We start from the raw sequence: 19,525 nt of genomic DNA, 5'->3' as shown, positions 1-19,525 counted from the left end.
AAAAGCCTCCTCTCGTGCCTTACCGCTGCTCCCGCTCTATCCTGATTCCCCCTATGACCACCCAGTCGTCCATCTCCACAATCGATTCCCCCGGCGGATCCTGTGCCTGATCCTTCCCCGCCTTCGCCGAGGGTGGCTTCAAATCGATACAGTGAAGGACCGATGAGCCGTCATGCTTATGTTTCTGCTGGCTCAGCTGCACATAGAGCTTTTCATCGGGCGAAAGAGTATAGCTGGTTATCTCGGAGCCCTCTTCAGGGACATACTGGTTTACCATGAGCCCCTGTTTCACGTCCACAATATACAGTCTCCTGCTGTCGCTGAGATACAGCATGTCGCCCTGCTGCTTCGCGGAAAGCCGCCTTTCCGTCTGCTCCACCGGGAGCGGGACCGACCACCGGGGCTTTCCTGTCTCGGGGTCGAGGGCCTCCATGCGGTTTCCCCTTGCTACGTACGGGGTGCCGTCGGGATCGATGGCCTTGATGACGGAGTAATGGTCCTGCTCACCCTTGAGTGACCATTTCACATGCCCGTCGGAGAGATCAAGGCAATAGAGATCATAGATGTCACATCCATAGAGCTCCCTGTCCGAGAGGCGATCTATTCTCAGCTTTCCCTTCGGGCTCTTCCAGAGAATCTCCCCGCTCTGTGAGTCTCTCAGAACGGGGAACTCCCCCTTATCTTCGCACACCACCCCGCGATCCACAAAAGCCGCCGCCCCGAAGGTCTTCCCGCCTTTCCAGAGCACCTCGCCGTCGGGCGAAAGCGCGTACATATCAGCGGGAGTGCAGACCACCGAGGCATAGTCCTTCTTCAGCGCCTTGAGCTCCACGTAGGTATCATCGCCCACCTCTTTGAGGATCACCTTTTTCTTTTCAGTTCCGTCGTTGCCGTCAAGCACCACGAAGCCATTCTTTTCCCTCATCCTGACATCCCCGTCGTCACTGACCCGGAGACACTCGTAATCTGCAAGCGGGTGCTTCCATTTCTCATTTCCATCGAGCGCGTCGAGCACCTGCACGTGATTATTATTGCTGTGGTCTACATCGTGAAGCCTGATATAGAGCCTGCCGCCGTGATAATCTGAATCGTCCACGCCGCCGAAATAATCATCAATGCCCTCCCTGGTCCACCTGACCTTGCCGGTCCCGGCATCGAGACAGGTCATCTGGTGGTAGGTTCCCACGCACACGCTCCCGTCTTCCATCGGCAGCACTGCCCTGTCATGGCCGTACGAAAAGGGAATCATCATCTTCCAGATGGTCTTGAGCTCAGGCCGGTGAAAAACCTCCCTGATAAGGGCGGGATCAATCTTTCTCCCGCCGGAGCCGCCCCCTCCTATCGAAACACTGTCCGTCACGGTCCCGGGAGCATCGACCGGCTTCGCCCGGGTGACCTGTCCCAGGTCCCCGCTCATCCGCATTGGCTGAATATCCATGGTCATCAATCCCTTCCATGATCTGCCGCACAGACGGTACCAACGCCATTCTGCCCGGCTCCATGTAGTATACCTGAAAAGAAAAGTGTGCGGTATTGACAGAGTGTTAACTTATGCTTAAGAGGAGAGGTAATTGCAGCATCGCAGATTCTCAAAGAAGAGCATGAAAGTCTGCCTGCAGTTGACATAGGATACCGCATTATATATAGTGATATCTGGGATGTCACAAAAGTTCCAATGCGGGGAGTATTATTCGAATCCTTATGAACATGAAACAGGTATATTTCTCAAGACTCAGTATCTTTCTTCTCCTTTTTTCTTTCCTTGCATTTCCACCGGCAGTTCCAAATGAATTACCGCCCGACGCATCGACTGAAAAATTGCTGCTGAATAAAGAACTTCACAGAATAATATTCTCTGAAAAACTTCCGGAAGATCTGAAAATATCTTATAAATATAACGGGGGCGGCCCGCCTGGTGAAGCTGTGATCGAAGATGGACTAAATATTAATGGGAATGGGATTGTGTGGTATAATACCACTTCATTCTGCGAAAAAAATGGGTATTGGGATCATCCCCGATACAAATATCTCATAACAAGAGAAGAGATTTTAGAAATATTGCGGGAGCTTGCGAAAAATGAATTCATCACCAGGACTTTCGAAGAAGAAATCAATAATGTGCCCAATGATTGTGCCTTCAGAAGCTTCAGGTTATCTATAAACGGGAAATCAGTGGAGAAGACTTTTCTGGAGAAGACTCATTCTAAAGAAGATATACGATTCTTAAGTTCGTCTGAATACTTGAAACAATATATCGGGAAAGGCTTGCCTAAAGAATTAGAGAGATTACAGTTTCTCATTGATAATGTAATAAGGAAAAGACATAAGATTCAACAATAGCAAAAGGGGGGGCGCTCTCCCATAAAGATGCAGGTGCGGAGTGAGCTTGAAATTACGCTGTTGATCTCATACCGGCCTTTTCCCAGGAGCGGAAATTCATTGATTTGCTCCCACTTATCCTGGGGTGCTGAGTACCTGAAAGCGCCGCTCGAGGTACAGGCCAGGATATTATTACCGTCAAGTGGCCAGAAATTGAGGATGGCGGGCTCTCCTTTGTTGCCGGAAGATTCAGCGGGAGGGGGCAGAGGTCACCCGGTGGCGCCGGGAGAGGCAGGGGTCTCAAGGAACTCCCGGGCGGCGCTCTTTATCCTGCGCTCGAGGAGCTGAAGGACCGGGAAGTCCACGTCTTCAAGCGAGTAGAGCCTCTCCCCTGTCAGGATGCCCAGATATCCCGATTCGGGCCTCGTTTCTCTGGTGTAGCGGTTATGGCCCGTCACCGATATGATTGCTTCCATCCTCATAATTGAGGCAAGGGGGAGGGAAAAGGGAGATGAGCCTTCCATCGCCAGGGTAAGGTCATCGCGGGTCACCCTGACGCTGGCGGCTTTTTTTTCAATGATGCGCATGGAAAGATAGAAAAGAAATCCCGAGACCAGAGAGGAGATGATGAAGGTGTAGTTGATGATATGTCGCCACCATGGCCCCTGGTAGTAGATAAGCGTGAAAAGTGCCGTAAGGAATGCCAGAAATGAGGCAATCACAAGAATGTTGTGGGTGCAGTGGCGGGGACTGTGGTAAAAACTGCCCGCCTCGAAGCGGAAGGTGATACTATCGGGGGACCGCTCCTCGGTGATGGCCTTTTCCGCTTCCGCCATGCCGTACTCGCTGTCCTCCACGATATTCTGCAGGTAGAAGGGGACTTCTTTTGTGCCTTCAGCGAGGCTTCTGTCCCATATCCCTTGCTCTGAGGCCCTTACGGAGGCTTCCTCCGCCCTGTTCTCTACGGGAACCTCAAGGATCGAGGCTATCTGCCGGGCTGTCGATTCGACCCAGAGCAGGTCATTGGTATTCAATATGACCGCGGTGGTATCGTCTTTCAGCTTCAGCGCAAGGGCAAACACATTCCCGCCAGCCTTGTCGACGAGCACTGAGGCAATGTCCGCGGAGGGAATTGTCCTTGCCGGAAAAAGCGAGGCGAAAAACCGCCTTGCTCTTGCCGGCTCGATCTTCCAGTAATCGTTGACGAAGATGAAGAGGAAGGCAAGTATGGCCGTTGCAGGAAATGCCACCGCCACCACCGCCGGAAAATGCGAATCTGAAGGGAGCGAGTTCATCAGAGATGCCGAGATAAATATAAGCAGGTAAAACATTGCGAAATAAAACATGCCGAGAGTCGCCAGGGCGGTACCCCCCCTGACCCAGAGATGCTTCCTGTGGTCACTCACGCTGACCTCCCGTTACGGTGCGCCGGCCTCCGAAGATAGTATACAAGAAATTTCCGGAAAAGTCTAGAAAATTTCCCCACGAAAGAGGTGAATGATAGTTACAATGGATGGGCAGGTCAGTGCCTATCCATTGTAACTATCGAGGTGAATGGGGGGCAAAGAAAAACTCCGGGAAGCGGTGTGTCAGTGCGAAGAAAAGGGCGGGATATCAGGCTGAAAGCCCTGATGCTGTATGCGCAGAACCAGAGCCCATCAGCCCCGATCCTTATATCTCCAGTTGCGCCGAGAACAACATCGAGGAAATAGTAATCGGCCAGGGGTCTTTGGTGCGCAGGTATAATGATGCTCCCCTTGAAGGATCGGCCTGTCCCCGATCCTTCAAGGGGAGGACAGGCCCCCTGGGTATGCTCATCTTCAGAATACGCGCTCCTCCCGGGATTGAAGTCAGTGTCGAAGGTGCCGTCGGCGTTCAGCCGCGCGATACGGCCACAGTTATGATCAGAGCCGTCGTCATAGAGATAATTTCGTTCCCCCTTTCCCTTCCGCGCCTCCCCGCCCTGCCGCAGGAGGCCGTTTCTCTGCGCTGGTGAGCCATTAAGGGCCGCCTGGCGGAAAAAACGCACAAAGAGCCTCGCGGGCCCTCTGGCGGCCACCTGGCGACGACCTTCAATCCCAATAGCCACAAGCTTTCAGGCAGTTACTTCTTTTGACTTTTACTACACAATGAGATATAATTGAGATAAGAGATACATAAGTTTCTTCTTATCTATACCGACGAAAGGAGGATAATTGTGAATACCGGCGCGATCCGCGAGTATCCCGGCTACGAGGCCGCCATGGAGGGCGGGCAGGTTTTCAAAGCTGCCCCGGGCCTCCCGCTGGTCACGTACGGCGCCGACGAGGTGCTCTCGCGCTCGAACTGCCGCCACATATTCCGCGATCTCACAGGCGAGGTCCTGGACTGGAACCTCTGGTGCCTCTCTTCCGCCGGCACAAAACTCGATCTCCTCATCGGGGAAGCCCTTCTCTCCCTTGACGGGAAGCTCGAGAAGCTCGGCTATATGCGGGTTTCCGACTTTGTGCGGGAAGAGCTGGGTATCTCCTCCAGGAGCGGCTATGAGATGATGCGGAACGCGAAGGCCCTTCAGAAGTTCCCTCTCATCAGGGAGGCTCTTGAACAGGGGCTTCTGCGCAAAAGCGCGCTGCGGTATCTTTTCCAGGTCGTGGCGCCCGAGACCGAGGCGGAGTGGCTTTCCAGGGCCATGCAGTGCACCGTGAGAGAACTTGAAGAGGAGGTGAAGTGTTTTAAATCAGGTGCCGGGGAGGCCGGCACAAGGGGTGGTTCGGGGGATGTTGAAGGCGGCGCCGGGGGGAGCGGCATCAACGCATTCGTCGCCGGGAATGATGACGAAGAGGAGAGAAGCCTCGCGGTGGGCGTGCGGGTTCCTTTTGCTGTTGCGGCAAAATGGGACAGGGCTCTTGAAGTCTTCCACAGGATGGAGGAGGCGGAACTCCCTTCAGAGTCGTTCGTGGAGGGCCTTCTCGGCGAGTTTGTCGCTTCGGCGCCGCTCGAGGGGCTCGGGGCACCCTCTCGTGACGACTCTGATGCTTCCGGCACAAGGGAGACCGGCGCTGATCCCGCCTTCGAGGAGAAGGCTCTTCTCCTTGGCGCCCTGGCGGGGCTAATCGGCTCCCTCGATGACGAGGCACCCTTCGGCGAGCGGGACAAAGAGCTTGCCCGCCAGGTCCACAGGGATCTCGAAGAGGTGTCGCACCTCTGGGAGTTCCTCCCCTGGAAGCCCGTCACGGTGGAGCTTCCCCCGGAGTTTCAGTTTCCAGGGAGCCACAGGTCTGATGCCGATACCGCCGTCACCCCTGACGGCACCCTGGTGCGCCCTCCCGCCGATCCCTTCGAGACGGTCGCACGGCTTCGGAAGATGGCGACGCTGCGCCACTCCCTCTCCTTCTACCAGGGGAGGCTCCTTCGCACCCTCAACAATTTCGGCCTCTATAAAGATATGCTCTTCCTGAGCCTGGGGCATTACACCAGGGAGCGCCTGGGGATGTCCCGCAGCACCGCCTATTCCCTCATCAAAATGGAAAGGAGTTATCTGGAGTATCCCGACATGCTCGACCTTGTGCAGGGGGGAAAGCTCACCCCCGAGCAGGCGAGGCATCTCTCGAAGGTCTTTAACGAGGGGACCCGCGTCAAGGGGGCGTGGCTCTCCTACGCCCAGGAGGTGCCGGTGGCCACTCTCATCCAGGCCGTCGAGGCGTTCCTCTGCTTCGCGAAGAGGGCGGTCCATAAAAAGTGGGACATCCATCCCGAGGCCTTCGAGGTGGCCGTCACGGGGAGGTCCGTCAAGAGGGTCCACGCTCCTGCATCAAATGGCACGGAACCCAATGGGGATATGGGTTTGGACACCGCAGTCCAAAAATGTGCACAGCAGAAAACTTTGGAAGGAGGCTCATTGTCTACATGGGGGGAGAATCCCGCCGTCATCTGGCAGGTCACCGGGGGCGGGGAGCACCCCGAGCTCCCCGAGATCCTGTCAATCCTCTCGGGAGAGCCCTCAAAAGAGGGGACCTTTGGATCAAACCCTCCAGACAGGGGTGCCCTCATCCGCTTCTTCCTGAAAAGGGATCTCATCCCTCTCTGGAACCACGCCGTGAGGCTCTGGGAAGCCGGCAGGACGGAAGAAGCCACTGATGGCGGGCAGGACCTCGCCCTCTTCATCGAGGCCCTCCTCGACACTTTCCTCGCCGCCTGGGACCACCCCGAAAAAAGAAATCTCCACAGCCGCGTACTTGCCAGGGACCGCTACCAGTGCCAGGCTCCCGGCTGCCGTTGCCGGCGCAACCTCCACGGCCATCATATCAGATACCGCTCCCACGGCGGCCCCACCATCGAGAGCAATCTCATCACCCTCTGCAGGGCCCACCACCTGCGGTGCCTCCACGAAGGCCACCTTGTCATCAGGGGCACGGCTCCTCACGGCCTCACCATCATCTTCCCCCGCGGCGGGAGAGGCCGCTGATGGTCATTTTGCGGCCGGTCCCTTTTGCCGGCCTGCCTGCGATGGGTCCTTAGCTGGTGAAGGATGAAGACGATCCGTCACCCGACCCGCAGCCTGCCAGGGTGATCAGCAAGGTCATCACCATGATGCCAAGAGCGAATTTGCGGTATATGGAGACCTCCCTGTGTTCGTGATGATCGTGCAAAGCCGCATGTTCAGGAACTCAGGGCCAGGGCCTCCCGCATCCGGGCAATGCAACCACCCTGGAGTGAGAGCAGGGGAGCTAATCGAGCACGCCTCCGATAAAGAGGACTCCGCCTCCCCCGCTCCCCGGGCTCCAGGTGGAGTTCCCGCCTCCCGCGATAGTGGCCCATTGAATCTGGTTGTTCGCCACATAGACAAGCACCTGGTACGAGTACATCTGGCTGAACACGAGGTTATAGATATTGAGCCCGTTCGTTGTAGGTATGCTGGTTACTTCAGCGGAATTCGGCGCCTGAGGGCCGTAGCTCACCTGCGTGGACGGAAATGTATAGGTGAGCCCTCCCTGGTACGCCTGCTGGTCGAATGTGTAGGGGATATTGAGGATACTCTGCGCGGTAGTGATGCTTATGGTGAATGTCGGTCCGGATCCGCTCTGGGGATCGACGGTGCCGCTGTAACTGAAAGAGGGAGGAGAGGCGGTATCGCCGAGGATCGTGATGGTCATCCCGTCAACTCCGCAGTTGTTGGAGCTTCCCAGGCTTGCAAGCACTGATTTGTATCTGTCGCTGAAGGGAAAGCCGTATGCCCCGGGATAGTAAGTGCTGATGACCTGGGCGTATTGATTGTAAGTGGTGCCTGACTGAAAGGGAGCCTGGGACCACCAGCCCGAGCTCTGGTTGCTTCCTGCGGTCACAAAGCCCAGGTTGAAGCCGGTCACCAGATCCCTGTACACCGCCGCAAACACATCGTTGGCGGAGACCTGCTCCGTGGCGCCGTTCGCCGTGAACGAGCCGTTGCAGGTGTATATCCCGTTGTGATTGATCAGGTCAGTCTGGTCATACATGAGGCTGCTCATGGCAATCGTCAGGTTATTGGAATTGGCATCCTGAAGAGCGATGGTTCCGCTCTTGCCACTGCCCTGGACACTCCCTGTGAAGCTGTAGTTACTGGATTGCGTTCCGTAGTAGGTGCCGGAAATAGTGAAGGACGTCGAGGCGTTCATGGAGTTAAGGAGGCTGTCGAATGTCTGGTATGGCGCAGGGCACTTGGAAGGAGAGAGGATCCTTACTGTAGTGCTGGTCGCGGGATTCGTGACGACGGCTGACGGTGCGAGGTTCGCGAGAGCGGCATTGAGGGTGGTGGCCGTCTGACCCTGTGCGAGGGAGAGCTGCGTGATTGTCGTTCCCTGTATCGAGGTCTGGAGCACGAAAGGTATGGCAAAAAAGTCAACGGCCGTGAGATCGGCAGTGCCGGTAAAATTCCCCGCCACGCTGGTGGGAGTATAGGTGATCTCCACCTTGTCAAAGCGCGTATTATAATCGGGATCGCCTGAATTTGCCCCGTCCGGAGAATCGGTGGAAAGGGCCTGGCCATAGGATACATAGATGCGCCCGGCACTTATTGAAGCGAGGTTGAATACCTGTGAAGAATTGGATGCGATGGATACACTGTGGGCGCAGTCTGTGGCCGGGGGATCAACCGATACGGAAGTTCCTGTAAAGAAGACATATGCCGTAGTGCCGGACTGGTTACTTATGGTGATGGGGAGGCCCGAGCCGCCGTCCTGCTGAGTCATCAGGTAATTGGTGACCTGCCCCTGGGCGGGGGTGGTGACGGTGACGCTCTTGATGGTCTTTCCCGCCTTCACGGCGGTCATGGTGTAGGTATCGGCCGGCTTGACCTTGTAAAAGAGCGCCGTCCCTCTCGTGGAAGTGGAGGTGGCATTCCAGTCAGCTTTGCCCTGAGCGTCCATGTAGCTGCGGGACTGGTACCCCGAGCCTTTCGCCTTGCCGGCGGAGAAGAGATCCACAAGCACTTTATCCCTGCCGGCCTCTTTCGAGGCTGCGGAAGACGGTATGGGAAGCGTTCCCCCCCCGGTGGAATCGATGACGGCGCTCACGTAGGCCATGGTGGCGTCATAGGGATGATCGGTGCCCATCACGGCCATCCATTCGTCATTTTTCATGCTGATGACGTTGATGACCATGTCCTGAGTCACGGTGAAATACATGGCATCGGTGATATTGCCCTCCTTCTTCGTGGTGAGGCGGTAGCTTCCGGAAGGCACGCCGGAGAAGGAATAGGCTCCCTGGGAATCGGTAAGGGCGGTAGAGGCGGAGTATGAGCTCCCCGAGACGGCCTCGAGGGTGCAGCTCACTCCCTGCAAGGGCTGCAGGGTGAAGGGACTGACTATTTTTCCGCTCACCGTGGAGGTCGCGGCCGTGGTGGAGCCGTTTCCCCAGAAGAACGCCGAGTCGCCTGAAGTCGAGGTGCCGCACCCTGCAGTGGTGAAGAGAAGGATGAGCGCCGCGAAGAGTATCACTATTGCCTTGCCTTGGGAGTGGTGGTTCATATGAGGCCCTCCTTGAGAAAATCAGAGGATGGCATTACTGCAAAACCCTCTCTTCATGAAGTTATTTTAACGTAACCTAGAATCCTGTTATTCAGGGAGTTTTTTTACGACAGGACCTGCGGAGGGCGGGGGAAAAGGGAGGGATATCGGCACAGGGGTCTAGAGTAAAGCCCTGGGTCATGCCAGCTCATAAGATTACCCATGTGAAGATCCGGTGAGGTGCGCGTTTGAACTACCGGAAGATAGTCCCCCCGCGATGAGGGCGATAGGCCGCAGGAATGGTGCGGCAGGGCGATATAACGGCTATAATGAGAGTGCACGGTTTCTCTTCTTCCCATGTTTTAAGAAAGAAGGCGATAGAATGACAAGGCATAGCTCTTCCTTTTCTGCTTCCGCGGCGCTGCTCCTGGCCGTGGCGCTCTCTGCAGTGCTCTGTCTCACGTGGGGATGCGGAAGCGGCGGCCCGGGAGACTGGAGCCAGGGGAGCCCGCAGGCGGGAGCCTCTCAGGGAAAAAGCACGGCAGCGACGCCTGAGCTCTCCATGCGGGGGGCACAAGCCGTCATGAGCGAAATCCCCTCAACGGATTATTCGGTGATATTCAAGGTGACGAGCGACTGGGGAAGCGGCTTCACCGGAGAAGTGACCATAAAAAACCTCGGGAAAACCAGGATCAGCAACTGGAGGCTCGCGTGCACCTTTGACCGCTCCATTGACAGCATATGGTGCGCAGGCATCGTGAGCAGGAGCGGCTCGAGCTACGTGCTGAAGGGCGAGTCATGGAACTCCTGGATAGATGCGGGGAAGAGCGTGAGCTTCGGATTCAACGGCTCACCGGGGAGGGTGACTTCAAAGCCTGAAAACTGCAGGCTCACCGGCGAGGTGCCTTCGCCGGCACCTACCGCGACACCTACCGCTACAACCACCGCGACGCCTACCGCGACGCCTACCGTGACGCCTGCGCCGTCGCCGACTCCCACGTCCTCTTCTTCCCCTCCGGCTCAGGCCTCATTCAGGTATGAAACGACCAGCGACTGGGGGAGCGGCTTCACGGGGAGCGTCACCATCACCAACCACGGGAGCTCCGCCCTTGCCGACTGGTCCTGCGAATTCGACTTTGACAGGAGCATCGGCAGCATCTGGGATGCCGCCGTGGTCTCCCGCACGGGAGCTCATTACAGGATTGCAGCCCTCTCCTACAACAGGAGCATCGCCCCCGGCGCAAGCCTCTCCTTTGGATTCTGCGGGAGCCCCGGCAATGTATCGCTCCCTCCATCCCACGTGACCATAAATGGTGGAGCAGTGCAGCCCTCACCAACGCCCGCTCCTTCGCCTGCACCTGTGCCATCTCCGACAGCCACTCCATCGCCTGTTCCTTCTCCGACAGCCACGCCGTCACCTGCGCCGTCACCTGCGCCATCGCCTTCTCCCACGGCACCCCCTTCCGCGGGAGGGAAACGCGCCGTTGCCTACTTCGTGTCATGGGGAATCTACGACCGGAACTACCAGGTGACCGATATCCCCGCCGACAGCGTCACCCATATCAATTACGCCTTCTTCACCATTGACCCCGCAGGCAGCACCGTCCAGCTCTTCGATCCATGGGCCGACACTCAGAAAGTCTTCACCGGGGCCCAGGACAAAGGGTTTCCAGACCAGACATGGGATGAATCGGCACAAGGAGAGGCTGGAAACCTGGGAAGGCTCCGCCAGCTCAAGAAAATCCATCCCCACGTGAAGACCATGATGTCGGTCGGCGGCTGGACCCTCAGCTATCTCTTCCCCCCCGTGGCCCGGGCCGACTCGTCGAGGAAAGCCTTCGCCTCGTCGTGCGTGAGCCTCATGAAGCGCCATGACTTTGACGGCATCGACATTGACTGGGAATACCCCGCCGCTTCCGACAGAGCCTCCTTCATCCTCCTGATGGAGGAGCTGAGGGCGCAGCTTGACGCCCGGGGCGCCCTTGACGGGAGGCACTACCTCCTCTCCTTCGCCGCTCCGGCAGGGTCGGCCAATATTGCGAATCTCGACCTCCCCGGGCTTGCCCGCGCCGTTGACTTCATCAACGTCATGACCTATGATTTCCACGGGGGATGGGAAAACGTGACCAACCACCACAGCCCCCTCTCGATGAACCCTCAAGATCCCTCGGCCGGGCGCCACGAGCTCAACACCACGTGGACGGTGAGCGCTTACCTTTCAGGTGGTGTACCGGCGGAAAAGCTCGGCCTGGGCGTGCCTTTCTACGGGCGCGCATGGGAGGGTGTGGCAGCGGCCGGTAACGGCCTCTTCCAGCCGGGACCTTCCCTGCCCGCGACGAACACGCCGGGAAACTGGGAGGCGGGCATGCTTGATTACTGGAGAATTCACCAGCTCCTGGAGGCTTCTTCAGACTATACCCGTTACTGGGACAGCGCGGCGAATGCTCCATGGCTTTACGGGAAGAACCTGAGCGGCAGGGCCGGCGGCGGAATGTTCGTCACTTACGAGGATACCGAATCGCTCTCAGGAAAAATAAGCCTGATAAAAAGCAGGGGACTGGGAGGCATCATGTTCTGGGAGCTCTCCGGTGATATAAAGAACAGCGGCGATCCTCACTCGCTGATCTTCACCATCGGGCGGCAGCTTAATCAATAGGAAGGGAGGGAACACGCGGCCTGTATTTTTTCGCAGCAGGGTGCTTCTGGTGCATGGAAGCGGCATTCAAGGACCTTTGATCCCTCGAGGCTCTCTTTCTGCCTGGCTTCACCGAGTTTCCCGGGGTGACGGACCGTGACCGGAATGTTCTCAGCTTCAACGATTTCAACAAGTGGGTCCTGGGGAGCTTCACAACCGTCGATGAGCTCCGGCAGGCTCTCCCCGGCTCTCCTCACCGGTTGAGCTCTTCAATGATATCGACCATGAGAGCTGTCGCCGGGGCGATTTTGCACACTTTCATGCGCTCGTCGTTGCCATGGGCACTTGCCATCTCCTCGCTGGTGAACTGGATTGGCGCAAAGCCATAACATTCTATCCCCAGCTCCCTGAAGAAGTGGCTGTCATCGCAATAAGGAGATACCGTGGTGGTGACGATGACTGCAGGATCAAGCTTCTTTGCCGACCGCTCCACGGCCCGGACAAGCGCAGAATCAGGGCTTGAAGCATTTGCCTCGTAGGAAAAAAGGACTGTCACGTCAATGTGCTCGTCACCGGCAAGCTCTTTCACCTTCTCCACGAAGCGGGTGCGGTCCTCTCCCGGGAGAAGCCGGCAGTCAAGGCTTGCAGAAGCCTCACCGGGTATGACGTTGATGGCTTTGCTCCCTTCCAGCTCTGTCAGGGTTATCGTGTTGTGGGTCATGGCATGATAGATGGGGTCATTGAAGACCTCTGCGGCTTTCTCAGGGTCCTTCACGAGCTCGTCTGCGTCGGCTCTCATCATATCCCTGAAGAACCTGCTCATGGGCGGGAGGATGACCGCAGGCGGCCGGTAGTCAAGCACCCTGCCGAGGGCCCTGACAAGCCTGTGGGGTGCGCCGTCACGGTCGGGTGTGGAAGCGTGCCCCGGTGTCCCGCGAGCGGTAAGCTTGAGCCAGAGCGGGGATTTTTCGGTAGTGGCGATCTCGTAGTAGAGCACTTCTTCCTCGCTGCTTCCTTCCATTTCCCTGGAATGAATGTATCCTACCTCATCAAGAAGAAACTCCGCGCCGGAGAGGAGGCCGCCCTTGTTTTTCGCCATCCAGGCAGAACCTTCGCTGAAGCCCTCTTCATCGGCAACGGAAAGAAATATGATATCTCTCTTCAAGGGGAATCCCTGGCGCTTGAGCCTGAGCATCGCCATAAGCTGCACTATCGCCATTGATTTCATATCTACGGCGCCACGGCCAAATATGAAGCCATCCCTTATCTCCCCGGAAAAGGGTCCGGTGCTCCAACAGGCCTCATCTGAGGGGACCACGTCGCTGTGGTTGAACAGGATAAAAGGGCGCCTTGTGCCGTCTCCCTTCAGGCAGGCATAAAAGTTGGCTCTGCCGGGGGCATATTCAAAGACCTGGTTTTCCATGCCTTCCCTGTCGAAGACCTTCTTGAAAAAAAGGGCGGCACGGAACTCACTGCCCGGCGGGTTGGTCGTGTCAATCCTGAGGTACTCCTGAAAGAGCCTCACTGCATAATCCGAGAGATCTTCCGCGCATGGGGCATTCAAGGGAGGCGCAGCTCCGCCGGGGATATCGGAAACGCTTCCCTCGCCCGGAGAAGCGGCTTGTTCCTGCGATGGGGATGGTGGTTCCATGGTCACTCCTGCCAAGAATAGTGAGATTCAGGATAATTCAATCTTTCAGGGCAGTATCCTTCCCCTTACAAGGAGCATGCCGAGGGTGTTTTACCCCGAAGAAACTCCATGGATGCCACGGAGCGCTTTCACAGGAAGGCCTGAAAAAGGTCTCGGGAAGGGAGAAGCAGGAGGCTCCCCTGGTATCTCAGTGCTCCTGCAGTCCTGAGAGAAGGGCTCTCTTTTTCATGGTCTCTCCTCCTTTTCTGTCCTTGTCCCTGAAAAGCTTCAACGCCGGGGGCGCCGGGATCTCGCTTCCTAATAATTCATCTTTTAGAGAAAAAAACCGGGGTGAAAAGACAGACTATGTCTTCACCGGCAGACGGACGTCACCGATGATGAGCCACCCCTCTTCGGCAGTCACTTCGTCTTTACCCGCGGGCGCCTCATCTTGATCCCCGGCATTCGCCAGGGCCAAAGCCATTTGAAAAGGGTCGCGGAGCGCATAGACCTTCGCATCACCGCTTCCCGCGTAGACCGTGCCGTCAGGGCCTGTGGAGGGTGAGGAGCCCACCCAGCCATCGGTCTCAAACTCCCAGCGTTCTGTGCCATCTGGATTGATGGCATAGACCTTCTTATCACGGCTTCCCACATAAACCGTGCCGTCAGGGCCCACACGGGGGGAGGATACAACCATATCCCCGGTCTGGAACTCCCAGGCCGGGGTGACAGCCGATACTACCGGGGCCAGCAAAGATGCCGCCCTGTCCAGTGAGATGCTCCCGGCACCCTGCGCATCTCCTGCCGGCGGAGCAGTTGCAGATCCATCATAGCCGTCAGCCCGGTGAGTGAAAGGAGCGCCACCCGCCGGGAGCGCCTGGTGCATCACCCTGAGCGCCTCCATGGCTGTCGTGTTCATCATGAAACATGCGGGATTGAAGACTGCTGCCTGGTGTGTCATTGGAATATCTCCTCGTTCTCTTGATGTCTACAGTATAGCGGGGTACCATCACGGGAAGCTCACAGGAGGCTCACAGGATGCTCACAGATAGGGAGAGAATGTAACAGTTCAGCAGTATTTCCTCACAATCTGTTCTTGGGACACAACTGAAGACAAAAGGGGCTGATAGGCTCTGGCTCTGCGCGCACAGGACAGGGGTGTTTCGCTCCCGCCTTTTTCCTCGCACTGACGACCCGCTTCCTTGAATTTCGTAGATTTTCGGCCTCCTACACAGCTCTTCACCAGGAACTATTTGGACTTTTCCGGAAATTTACTGTATACTATCTTCGGAGGCAGGGGGGCGCCGGGATCTGAGTTCCTCTCCTCGAAGGGGGTCAATCTCTCAATTATGAAAAGCTCAAGAGAGACCAAGCCTTTGAAATACACCTCACGGCTCCGTCTCCTTTCTGTTCTGATGGTCTTACTCGGCGTCACTTCTTGTGCGCACAGGCAGACTCTGGAAGACCTCAATCGGGCTATTTTTCATGGCAACCTTAAAGCGGTGAGGAGCATTCTCAAAGGGAATCCCTCTCTTCTCGAAGCGAAGGACAAGAATGGCGCTACCCCGCTTGCCCATGCAAGCGAATATTTCCATGGTGATGTCGTTGAATACCTTATCTCTCAGGGTGCCTCGGTAAATGCGAAAGATAACAATGGCAATACGCCCCTAATCTATGCCAGTACTGCAGGCCGCATACAGCATGTGAGGATACTTCTCTCAAAAGGTGCAGACATTAATGAAGGTAACAATGAAGGGGTGACTCCTCTCTCAAGGGCAAGCCTGGGCGGTTATAAGGAGGTCGTTGAGCTCCTCCTTGCCATGGACGCTGATGTAAATATTAAGAGCAAGAAGGGTTTCACTCCACTCTACTATGCTTGCATTGAAGGGCACAGCGAGACAGCCGAGGTCCTCATCAAACATGGCGCTCTACTGGATGAAAAAACGGATGAGGGAGGCACCCCGCTCCATCAGGCAAGTGCAGGAGGTCACAAAAGTACGGTGGAACTTCTCGTCCTCAAGGGGGCTCAGGTGAATGCAAGAGCCGGTGATGGAATGACTCCTCTCCAATGGGCGAGTTTTAATGGGCACAAGGAAATCGTGGAATATCTCATTCTGAAGGGAGCAAAGGTGAATGACAAAGAGGCCCTTGGCTTCTCCCCCCTTCACGGAGCAAGCTTAAATGGACACAAAGAAACAGCGGAGTTCCTCATCTTAAAGGGTGCGAATATCAATGCCAGGAGCAATCGCTGCGAAACACCACTCATAATGGCGAGCCTGAAAGGTCACAAGAGCACAGTGGAGCTTCTCATCCTCAAGGGAGCCGTGGTGAATGCAAGGGATAGTCGTGGCTGCACTCCCCTGCATTCAGCATGTAAGGAAGGCAGGAAGGAAATAGTAGAGCTCCTCATCTCAAAAGGAGCTGATGTTGACGCGAAGTCAAAAGATGGAATCACCCCGCTCCGGGAAGCGATCAAGAAAGGCGACAATGAGATAATCAAAATCCTTAAAGTCAATGGTGCAAAGGAATAGCACGGCAAGAAGGTGGCCAGGAAAGCCGCCTCGGCTGGCAACCTCGGGGACATGCCGGTTTTTCCACACCAGTGCGCCGGGAGCTTTTTCCTCCACGGACGGCATGTGGGTGTGAAGGGCTCTATGACAGCACAGGCGCGGGCAATGTTTGTGAATACTGTAGGCCGGGCAGCCAGTTCATAGCGCTCTTCTTTTCCCGGAGTTCTTTTCGCCGGGCATGTCTTCCCGTTTCAACAGATAGCCAAACTCGCTGTTCAATGCACCCTCCCGGAAGTAATGAAGCTTCTGCTGCACGGTCATGTGCCGGGTTTCCTCATATATCTGCTCCTGGATCCTGTGTTTCATCTCCACGCAATCGAACTCCTTAATCATCGCTCAGTTCAGCCTCCTTTGGTGAAATGATGGTCACCATGCCATAACCACCGGCGAAGTTTACCTGGTTGAATGCACGAATCCTGTCAAATCTCACAAGATGTTTGAAATTCCACGACACAATTGCATCAGTTTCCACTATTGTCGCCGTCGCAACATGGAGCGCATCGTCAGACCACTTCAACGGGATGATACCGCCTGCGACATATTTTTCTGCAAGGGCATACATACGGGCATCGATAGCCACGACTTCGATGAAGTCTTTGAAATCATGAAGTAATTGCTTTACATCTACCGGAGCCCTCTCAAGTTCCCTGATTATTGCATCGCTGATGACTATCGTAATTCTGCCTGTTCTTGCATAGTGGAACAGTTGACGGGTTTCCTCGGCAAATTCCTGATCATGATAGCCGCCAAACACAGATGTGTCAAAGAATAACCGGAATGTGTCGCTCATATCCATCCCTCTGCTCTCATTATACCTGCTGAGCGCATGTTATTCAATGATCACGTAAAAATGGTGACAGCCCGGCAGTGAAGATACAATCGTCAGCACGCCCGTGGGAAATGATTCAAGCATATCTGGACTGCGGCGATGAGTATCTCCAGCCATACTCCTGCAAATGCAGGTGCTTCTGCCCGACGTGCAGCCAGCGGCGAGCCCTCGAGCGTGGAGAATCCCTTACAGAAGAAATCATTGACACTCAGGTGCCGATAAGAACCAGCACCTTTACCATTCCCAGGATGCTGCGCATCTACTTTGTACTATCGCCCAATTAAGCGGTATGCTCCTTTTAATTGGTGCGATAGTGATGCTTTTTTGAGCACAAAATTGACCACAGGCTCTACCCCAGGCTCTGCCAATGCGCCTTCGAGACGGTAAAAGAGTTTTCAGCAAGCTTAAGGGGAGACATCGATTACGGGAGTTTCATAATTCTTTCGCTTCGCCACAGGCGGATAATACGCACTCTCTTTTTATCGCACCTGTATACGATGCGGAAAGGGAGGTGAATGATCTCACGGACATGCTCATTGCCAAACTCAGGTACTATGAGGCCGCTTTCTGGAAATTCCTCAAGCCTCACGATCCTGGAAAGCAATTCTGCCATCAGGCTCTTTCCCGGTGCAGGCACCCCTTCATTTTCATACTATGCGAGAATGCCCTCCATGTCAGAAACCGCAGTGAATGCAAAGGAGGTCAGTCCCATGAGAGATTATACCACACTCTACGTCGGTTTGGACATCCACAAGGAGACAATCGTCGCGGTGGCGATGCACGAGGAAAGCGGCGAAACACTGGGAAGAAAAAAGTTTTCCAACAGCCCTGTAAAACTGAAGGCATACCTGAAAAGCCTTGAAAAATCAGGAATTTTCAGCAGGCCTGTCGCGACGGAGCTGCTGAAGGCGGCACCCTTCTTCCCCGCAGAAGAATACCACCAGCAGTACACCAGCAGGCAGCCCCTCCGCTACAAGCTCTACCGCGAAGCGTCGGGAAGAGAGCAGTTCATCAGGGAGCACTGGAAAGGAAAGTCCTGCCCGATCCCCGGTCTTTCTCCTTCCGGAGAGAAGATGGAGTCCCCGGTTCCTGGAGATGAAGCCCTCTTCATCGGCAACGGAAAGAAATATGATATCTCCCTTCAAGGGGAATCCCTGGCGCTTGAGCCTGAGCATCGCCATAAGCTGCACTATCGCCATTGATTTCATATCTACGGCGCCACGGCCAAATATGAAGCCATCCCTTATCTCCCCGGAAAAGGGTCCGGTGCTCCAACAGGCCTCATCTGAGGGGACCACGTCGCTGTGGTTGAACAGGATAAAAGGGCGCCTTGTGCCGTCTCCCTTCAGGCAGGCATAAAAGTTGGCTCTGCCGGGGGCATATTCAAAGACCTGGTTTTCCATGCCTTCCCTGTCGAAGACCTTCTTGAAAAAAAGGGCGGCACGGAACTCACTGCCCGGCGGGTTGGTCGTGTCAATCCTGAGGTACTCCTGAAAGAGCCTCACTGCATAATCCGAGAGATCTTCCGCGCATGGGGCATTCAAGGGAGGCGCAGCTCCGCCGGGGATATCGGAAACGCTTCCCTCGCCCGGAGAAGCGGCTTGTTCCTGCGATGGGGATGGTGGTTCCATGGTCACTCCTGCAGTCCTGAGAGAAGGGCTCCTGAGGGAAAAGGAGGAAGGCCCGCGAACTTCTGCAGGTACTGCTGGAGCGCCTCTGCGGCAGAGGAGGCGTCGGGCGCCAGACCGTAAGCGTCAAGCGCCGCCTGCGCGGCGGCCTTCTCCCCTTCATGGACCGTCGTGTCCCTTATTGAGCGGGTAAAGACATAGCCAATTTTGCAGCGGTCCCTGTTGTGCTTTGCGCCGCCCATCGCCTCGCACCCCGTTTTCCCCAGCACGGCCTCCACGGGGCCTCCGATGCCCCACGGGGTGAAGGCTGAAAGAGCGCGCTCAAGCAGAGACGCCGCGGAGCCGGCATGCTCCAGGGAGCCGTAGGCTTCAAAAGCCGTATTGATCAGTGCAGCGCCTGCGCTGTCCGCGGTGTTCTTCTTGACGGCATCGCAGAAGGCGAGCCCCATGTGGCATTGATCGCGGGGCCCACGGGCTTTCATGAGGGCGTCGCGGCCCGTTCTCGCGAGAACCGCCGCCGCGGGGCCCTGAAGGCCCGCCGAGATGGCGCCAAAGGAGAGGTAAAAGAGATCAACGGTTGACAGAGGGTTTTCAAGAGCGTACGAGGCGCTGAGGGCAGTCCCTGCAAGCGCTTTCTCTGCGGGGCTCATGGCGGCGTAATATATCCTCTCCGTGTAGGAGCGGCCTATGGAGCACTGCTCATAGGCGCTCGAAGCTCCGGCCATCGCATGCCAGCCTTCCCGCGCAAGCTGCGAGGGAGGGACGGGGGGACCGGGGCACCATTCAGAGCCGCAGGCGCCTGCCAGGGTGAAAGAGTCGGGTGAATAGGGAGGAACCTCGATCCGGGGCTCTTCCGCGGGGGGGAGAGGCTCGAGGGAAGCATCAAAAAGATTCGCCGGGGGAGCTGAGGGAATAACAGTCACAGGCTCACTGCCTTTCCGAGTATTTCTCCTCC

Annotated in this window: 16 protein-coding genes; 5 read left to right on the top strand and 11 right to left on the bottom strand. The window is 56.3% G+C overall.

The genetic code is table 11. The features are described 5' to 3' along the window. Positions 1-19: 19 nt before the first annotated feature. On the bottom strand, positions 20-1,438 hold the full coding sequence (locus RDV48_24120; GenBank protein MDQ7825911.1) for a PQQ-binding-like beta-propeller repeat protein: 1,419 nt from the start codon (positions 1,436-1,438) through the stop codon (positions 20-22). Positions 1,439-1,701: 263 nt separating this feature from the next. Here RDV48_24120 and RDV48_24115 point away from each other — a divergent pair, with 263 nt between their 5' ends. Further along, positions 1,702-2,340 (top strand): hypothetical protein, encoded by a 639-nt coding sequence (locus tag RDV48_24115; protein ID MDQ7825910.1) that lies wholly within the window; start codon positions 1,702-1,704, stop codon positions 2,338-2,340. Positions 2,341-2,588: 248 nt separating this feature from the next. Here RDV48_24115 and RDV48_24110 read toward each other — a convergent pair whose 3' ends face one another. Together RDV48_24110 and RDV48_24105 are read right to left on the bottom strand one after the other, a co-directional pair. Further along, positions 2,589-3,725, bottom strand: coding sequence for a hypothetical protein (locus RDV48_24110; protein MDQ7825909.1), 1,137 nt, complete (start codon positions 3,723-3,725; stop codon positions 2,589-2,591). Between the two features lie 116 nt (positions 3,726-3,841). Next, positions 3,842-4,378, bottom strand: coding sequence for a hypothetical protein (locus tag RDV48_24105; protein MDQ7825908.1), 537 nt, complete (start codon positions 4,376-4,378; stop codon positions 3,842-3,844). Between the two features lie 138 nt (positions 4,379-4,516). Here RDV48_24105 and RDV48_24100 point away from each other — a divergent pair, with 138 nt between their 5' ends. Next, on the top strand, positions 4,517-6,763 hold the full coding sequence (locus tag RDV48_24100; GenBank protein ID MDQ7825907.1) for an HNH endonuclease signature motif containing protein: 2,247 nt from the start codon (positions 4,517-4,519) through the stop codon (positions 6,761-6,763). 262 nt (positions 6,764-7,025) lie between these two features. Here the strand turns inward: RDV48_24100 and RDV48_24095 are convergent, their stop codons facing one another. Beyond that, on the bottom strand, positions 7,026-9,299 hold the full coding sequence (locus RDV48_24095) for a beta-1,3-glucanase family protein (protein MDQ7825906.1): 2,274 nt from the start codon (positions 9,297-9,299) through the stop codon (positions 7,026-7,028). Positions 9,300-9,660: 361 nt separating this feature from the next. Between RDV48_24095 and RDV48_24090 the strand changes: the two genes are divergently transcribed. After that, the gene (locus tag RDV48_24090) at positions 9,661-11,934 is read left to right on the top strand and encodes a glycosyl hydrolase family 18 protein (GenBank protein ID MDQ7825905.1); all 2,274 of its coding nucleotides are present in this window, start codon (positions 9,661-9,663) and stop codon (positions 11,932-11,934) included. On the opposite strand, the gene RDV48_24085 is transcribed toward RDV48_24090, so the two are convergent. The 3 genes from RDV48_24085 to RDV48_24075 all read right to left on the bottom strand — a co-directional run bounded on the left by RDV48_24085 (position 11,928) and on the right by RDV48_24075 (position 14,504). Continuing rightward, the gene (locus tag RDV48_24085) at positions 11,928-12,170 is read right to left on the bottom strand and encodes a hypothetical protein (protein ID MDQ7825904.1); all 243 of its coding nucleotides are present in this window, start codon (positions 12,168-12,170) and stop codon (positions 11,928-11,930) included. The two genes, RDV48_24090 and RDV48_24085, sit on opposite strands and share 7 nt — an antisense overlap. Next, positions 12,167-13,564, bottom strand: a complete 1,398-nt coding sequence (locus RDV48_24080; GenBank protein MDQ7825903.1) for a M20/M25/M40 family metallo-hydrolase — start codon at positions 13,562-13,564, stop codon at positions 12,167-12,169. Before RDV48_24080 ends, RDV48_24085 begins: the two co-directional genes overlap by 4 nt. A 343-nt stretch (positions 13,565-13,907) precedes the next feature. Further along, a complete protein-coding gene (locus RDV48_24075; protein ID MDQ7825902.1) occupies positions 13,908-14,504 on the bottom strand; it encodes a PQQ-binding-like beta-propeller repeat protein in 597 nt (198 codons plus the stop codon). A 415-nt stretch (positions 14,505-14,919) separates the two neighbouring features. On the opposite strand from RDV48_24075, the gene RDV48_24070 reads away from it, so the two are divergent. Next, on the top strand, positions 14,920-16,074 hold the full coding sequence (locus tag RDV48_24070; protein ID MDQ7825901.1) for an ankyrin repeat domain-containing protein: 1,155 nt from the start codon (positions 14,920-14,922) through the stop codon (positions 16,072-16,074). A 177-nt stretch (positions 16,075-16,251) separates the two neighbouring features. Here RDV48_24070 and RDV48_24065 read toward each other — a convergent pair whose 3' ends face one another. The 3 genes from RDV48_24065 to RDV48_24055 all read right to left on the bottom strand — a co-directional run bounded on the left by RDV48_24065 (position 16,252) and on the right by RDV48_24055 (position 17,555). Beyond that, entirely contained in the window at positions 16,252-16,425 is a 174-nt protein-coding gene (locus tag RDV48_24065; GenBank protein ID MDQ7825900.1) for a hypothetical protein, read from the bottom strand. A 13-nt stretch (positions 16,426-16,438) separates the two neighbouring features. Further along, complete coding sequence (locus RDV48_24060) at positions 16,439-16,909, bottom strand: hypothetical protein (GenBank protein ID MDQ7825899.1); 471 nt, start codon at positions 16,907-16,909, stop codon at positions 16,439-16,441. 454 nt (positions 16,910-17,363) lie between these two features. Continuing rightward, positions 17,364-17,555: a type II toxin-antitoxin system RelE/ParE family toxin gene (locus tag RDV48_24055; GenBank protein ID MDQ7825898.1), complete on the bottom strand. Its 192-nt coding sequence runs from the start codon at positions 17,553-17,555 to the stop codon at positions 17,364-17,366. Between the two features lie 97 nt (positions 17,556-17,652). Between RDV48_24055 and RDV48_24050 the strand changes: the two genes are divergently transcribed. Then, positions 17,653-18,144 carry a peptide-methionine (S)-S-oxide reductase gene (locus tag RDV48_24050; protein MDQ7825897.1) on the top strand — a complete coding sequence of 164 codons (492 nt, stop codon included), beginning with the start codon at positions 17,653-17,655 and terminating at the stop codon, positions 18,142-18,144. A gap of 431 nt (positions 18,145-18,575) precedes the next feature. Here the strand turns inward: RDV48_24050 and RDV48_24045 are convergent, their stop codons facing one another. Next, the gene (locus RDV48_24045) at positions 18,576-19,493 is read right to left on the bottom strand and encodes a hypothetical protein (protein MDQ7825896.1); all 918 of its coding nucleotides are present in this window, start codon (positions 19,491-19,493) and stop codon (positions 18,576-18,578) included. Between the last annotated feature and the right edge of the window lie 32 nt (positions 19,494-19,525).

Source organism: Candidatus Eremiobacterota bacterium (assembly GCA_031082125.1).
Lineage (GTDB): Bacteria > Vulcanimicrobiota > CADAWZ01 > CADAWZ01 > Ess09-12 > Ess09-12.
The sequence above is the reverse complement of the archived record's forward strand: the minus strand, read 5'-3'. Positions and strand labels throughout refer to the sequence as shown.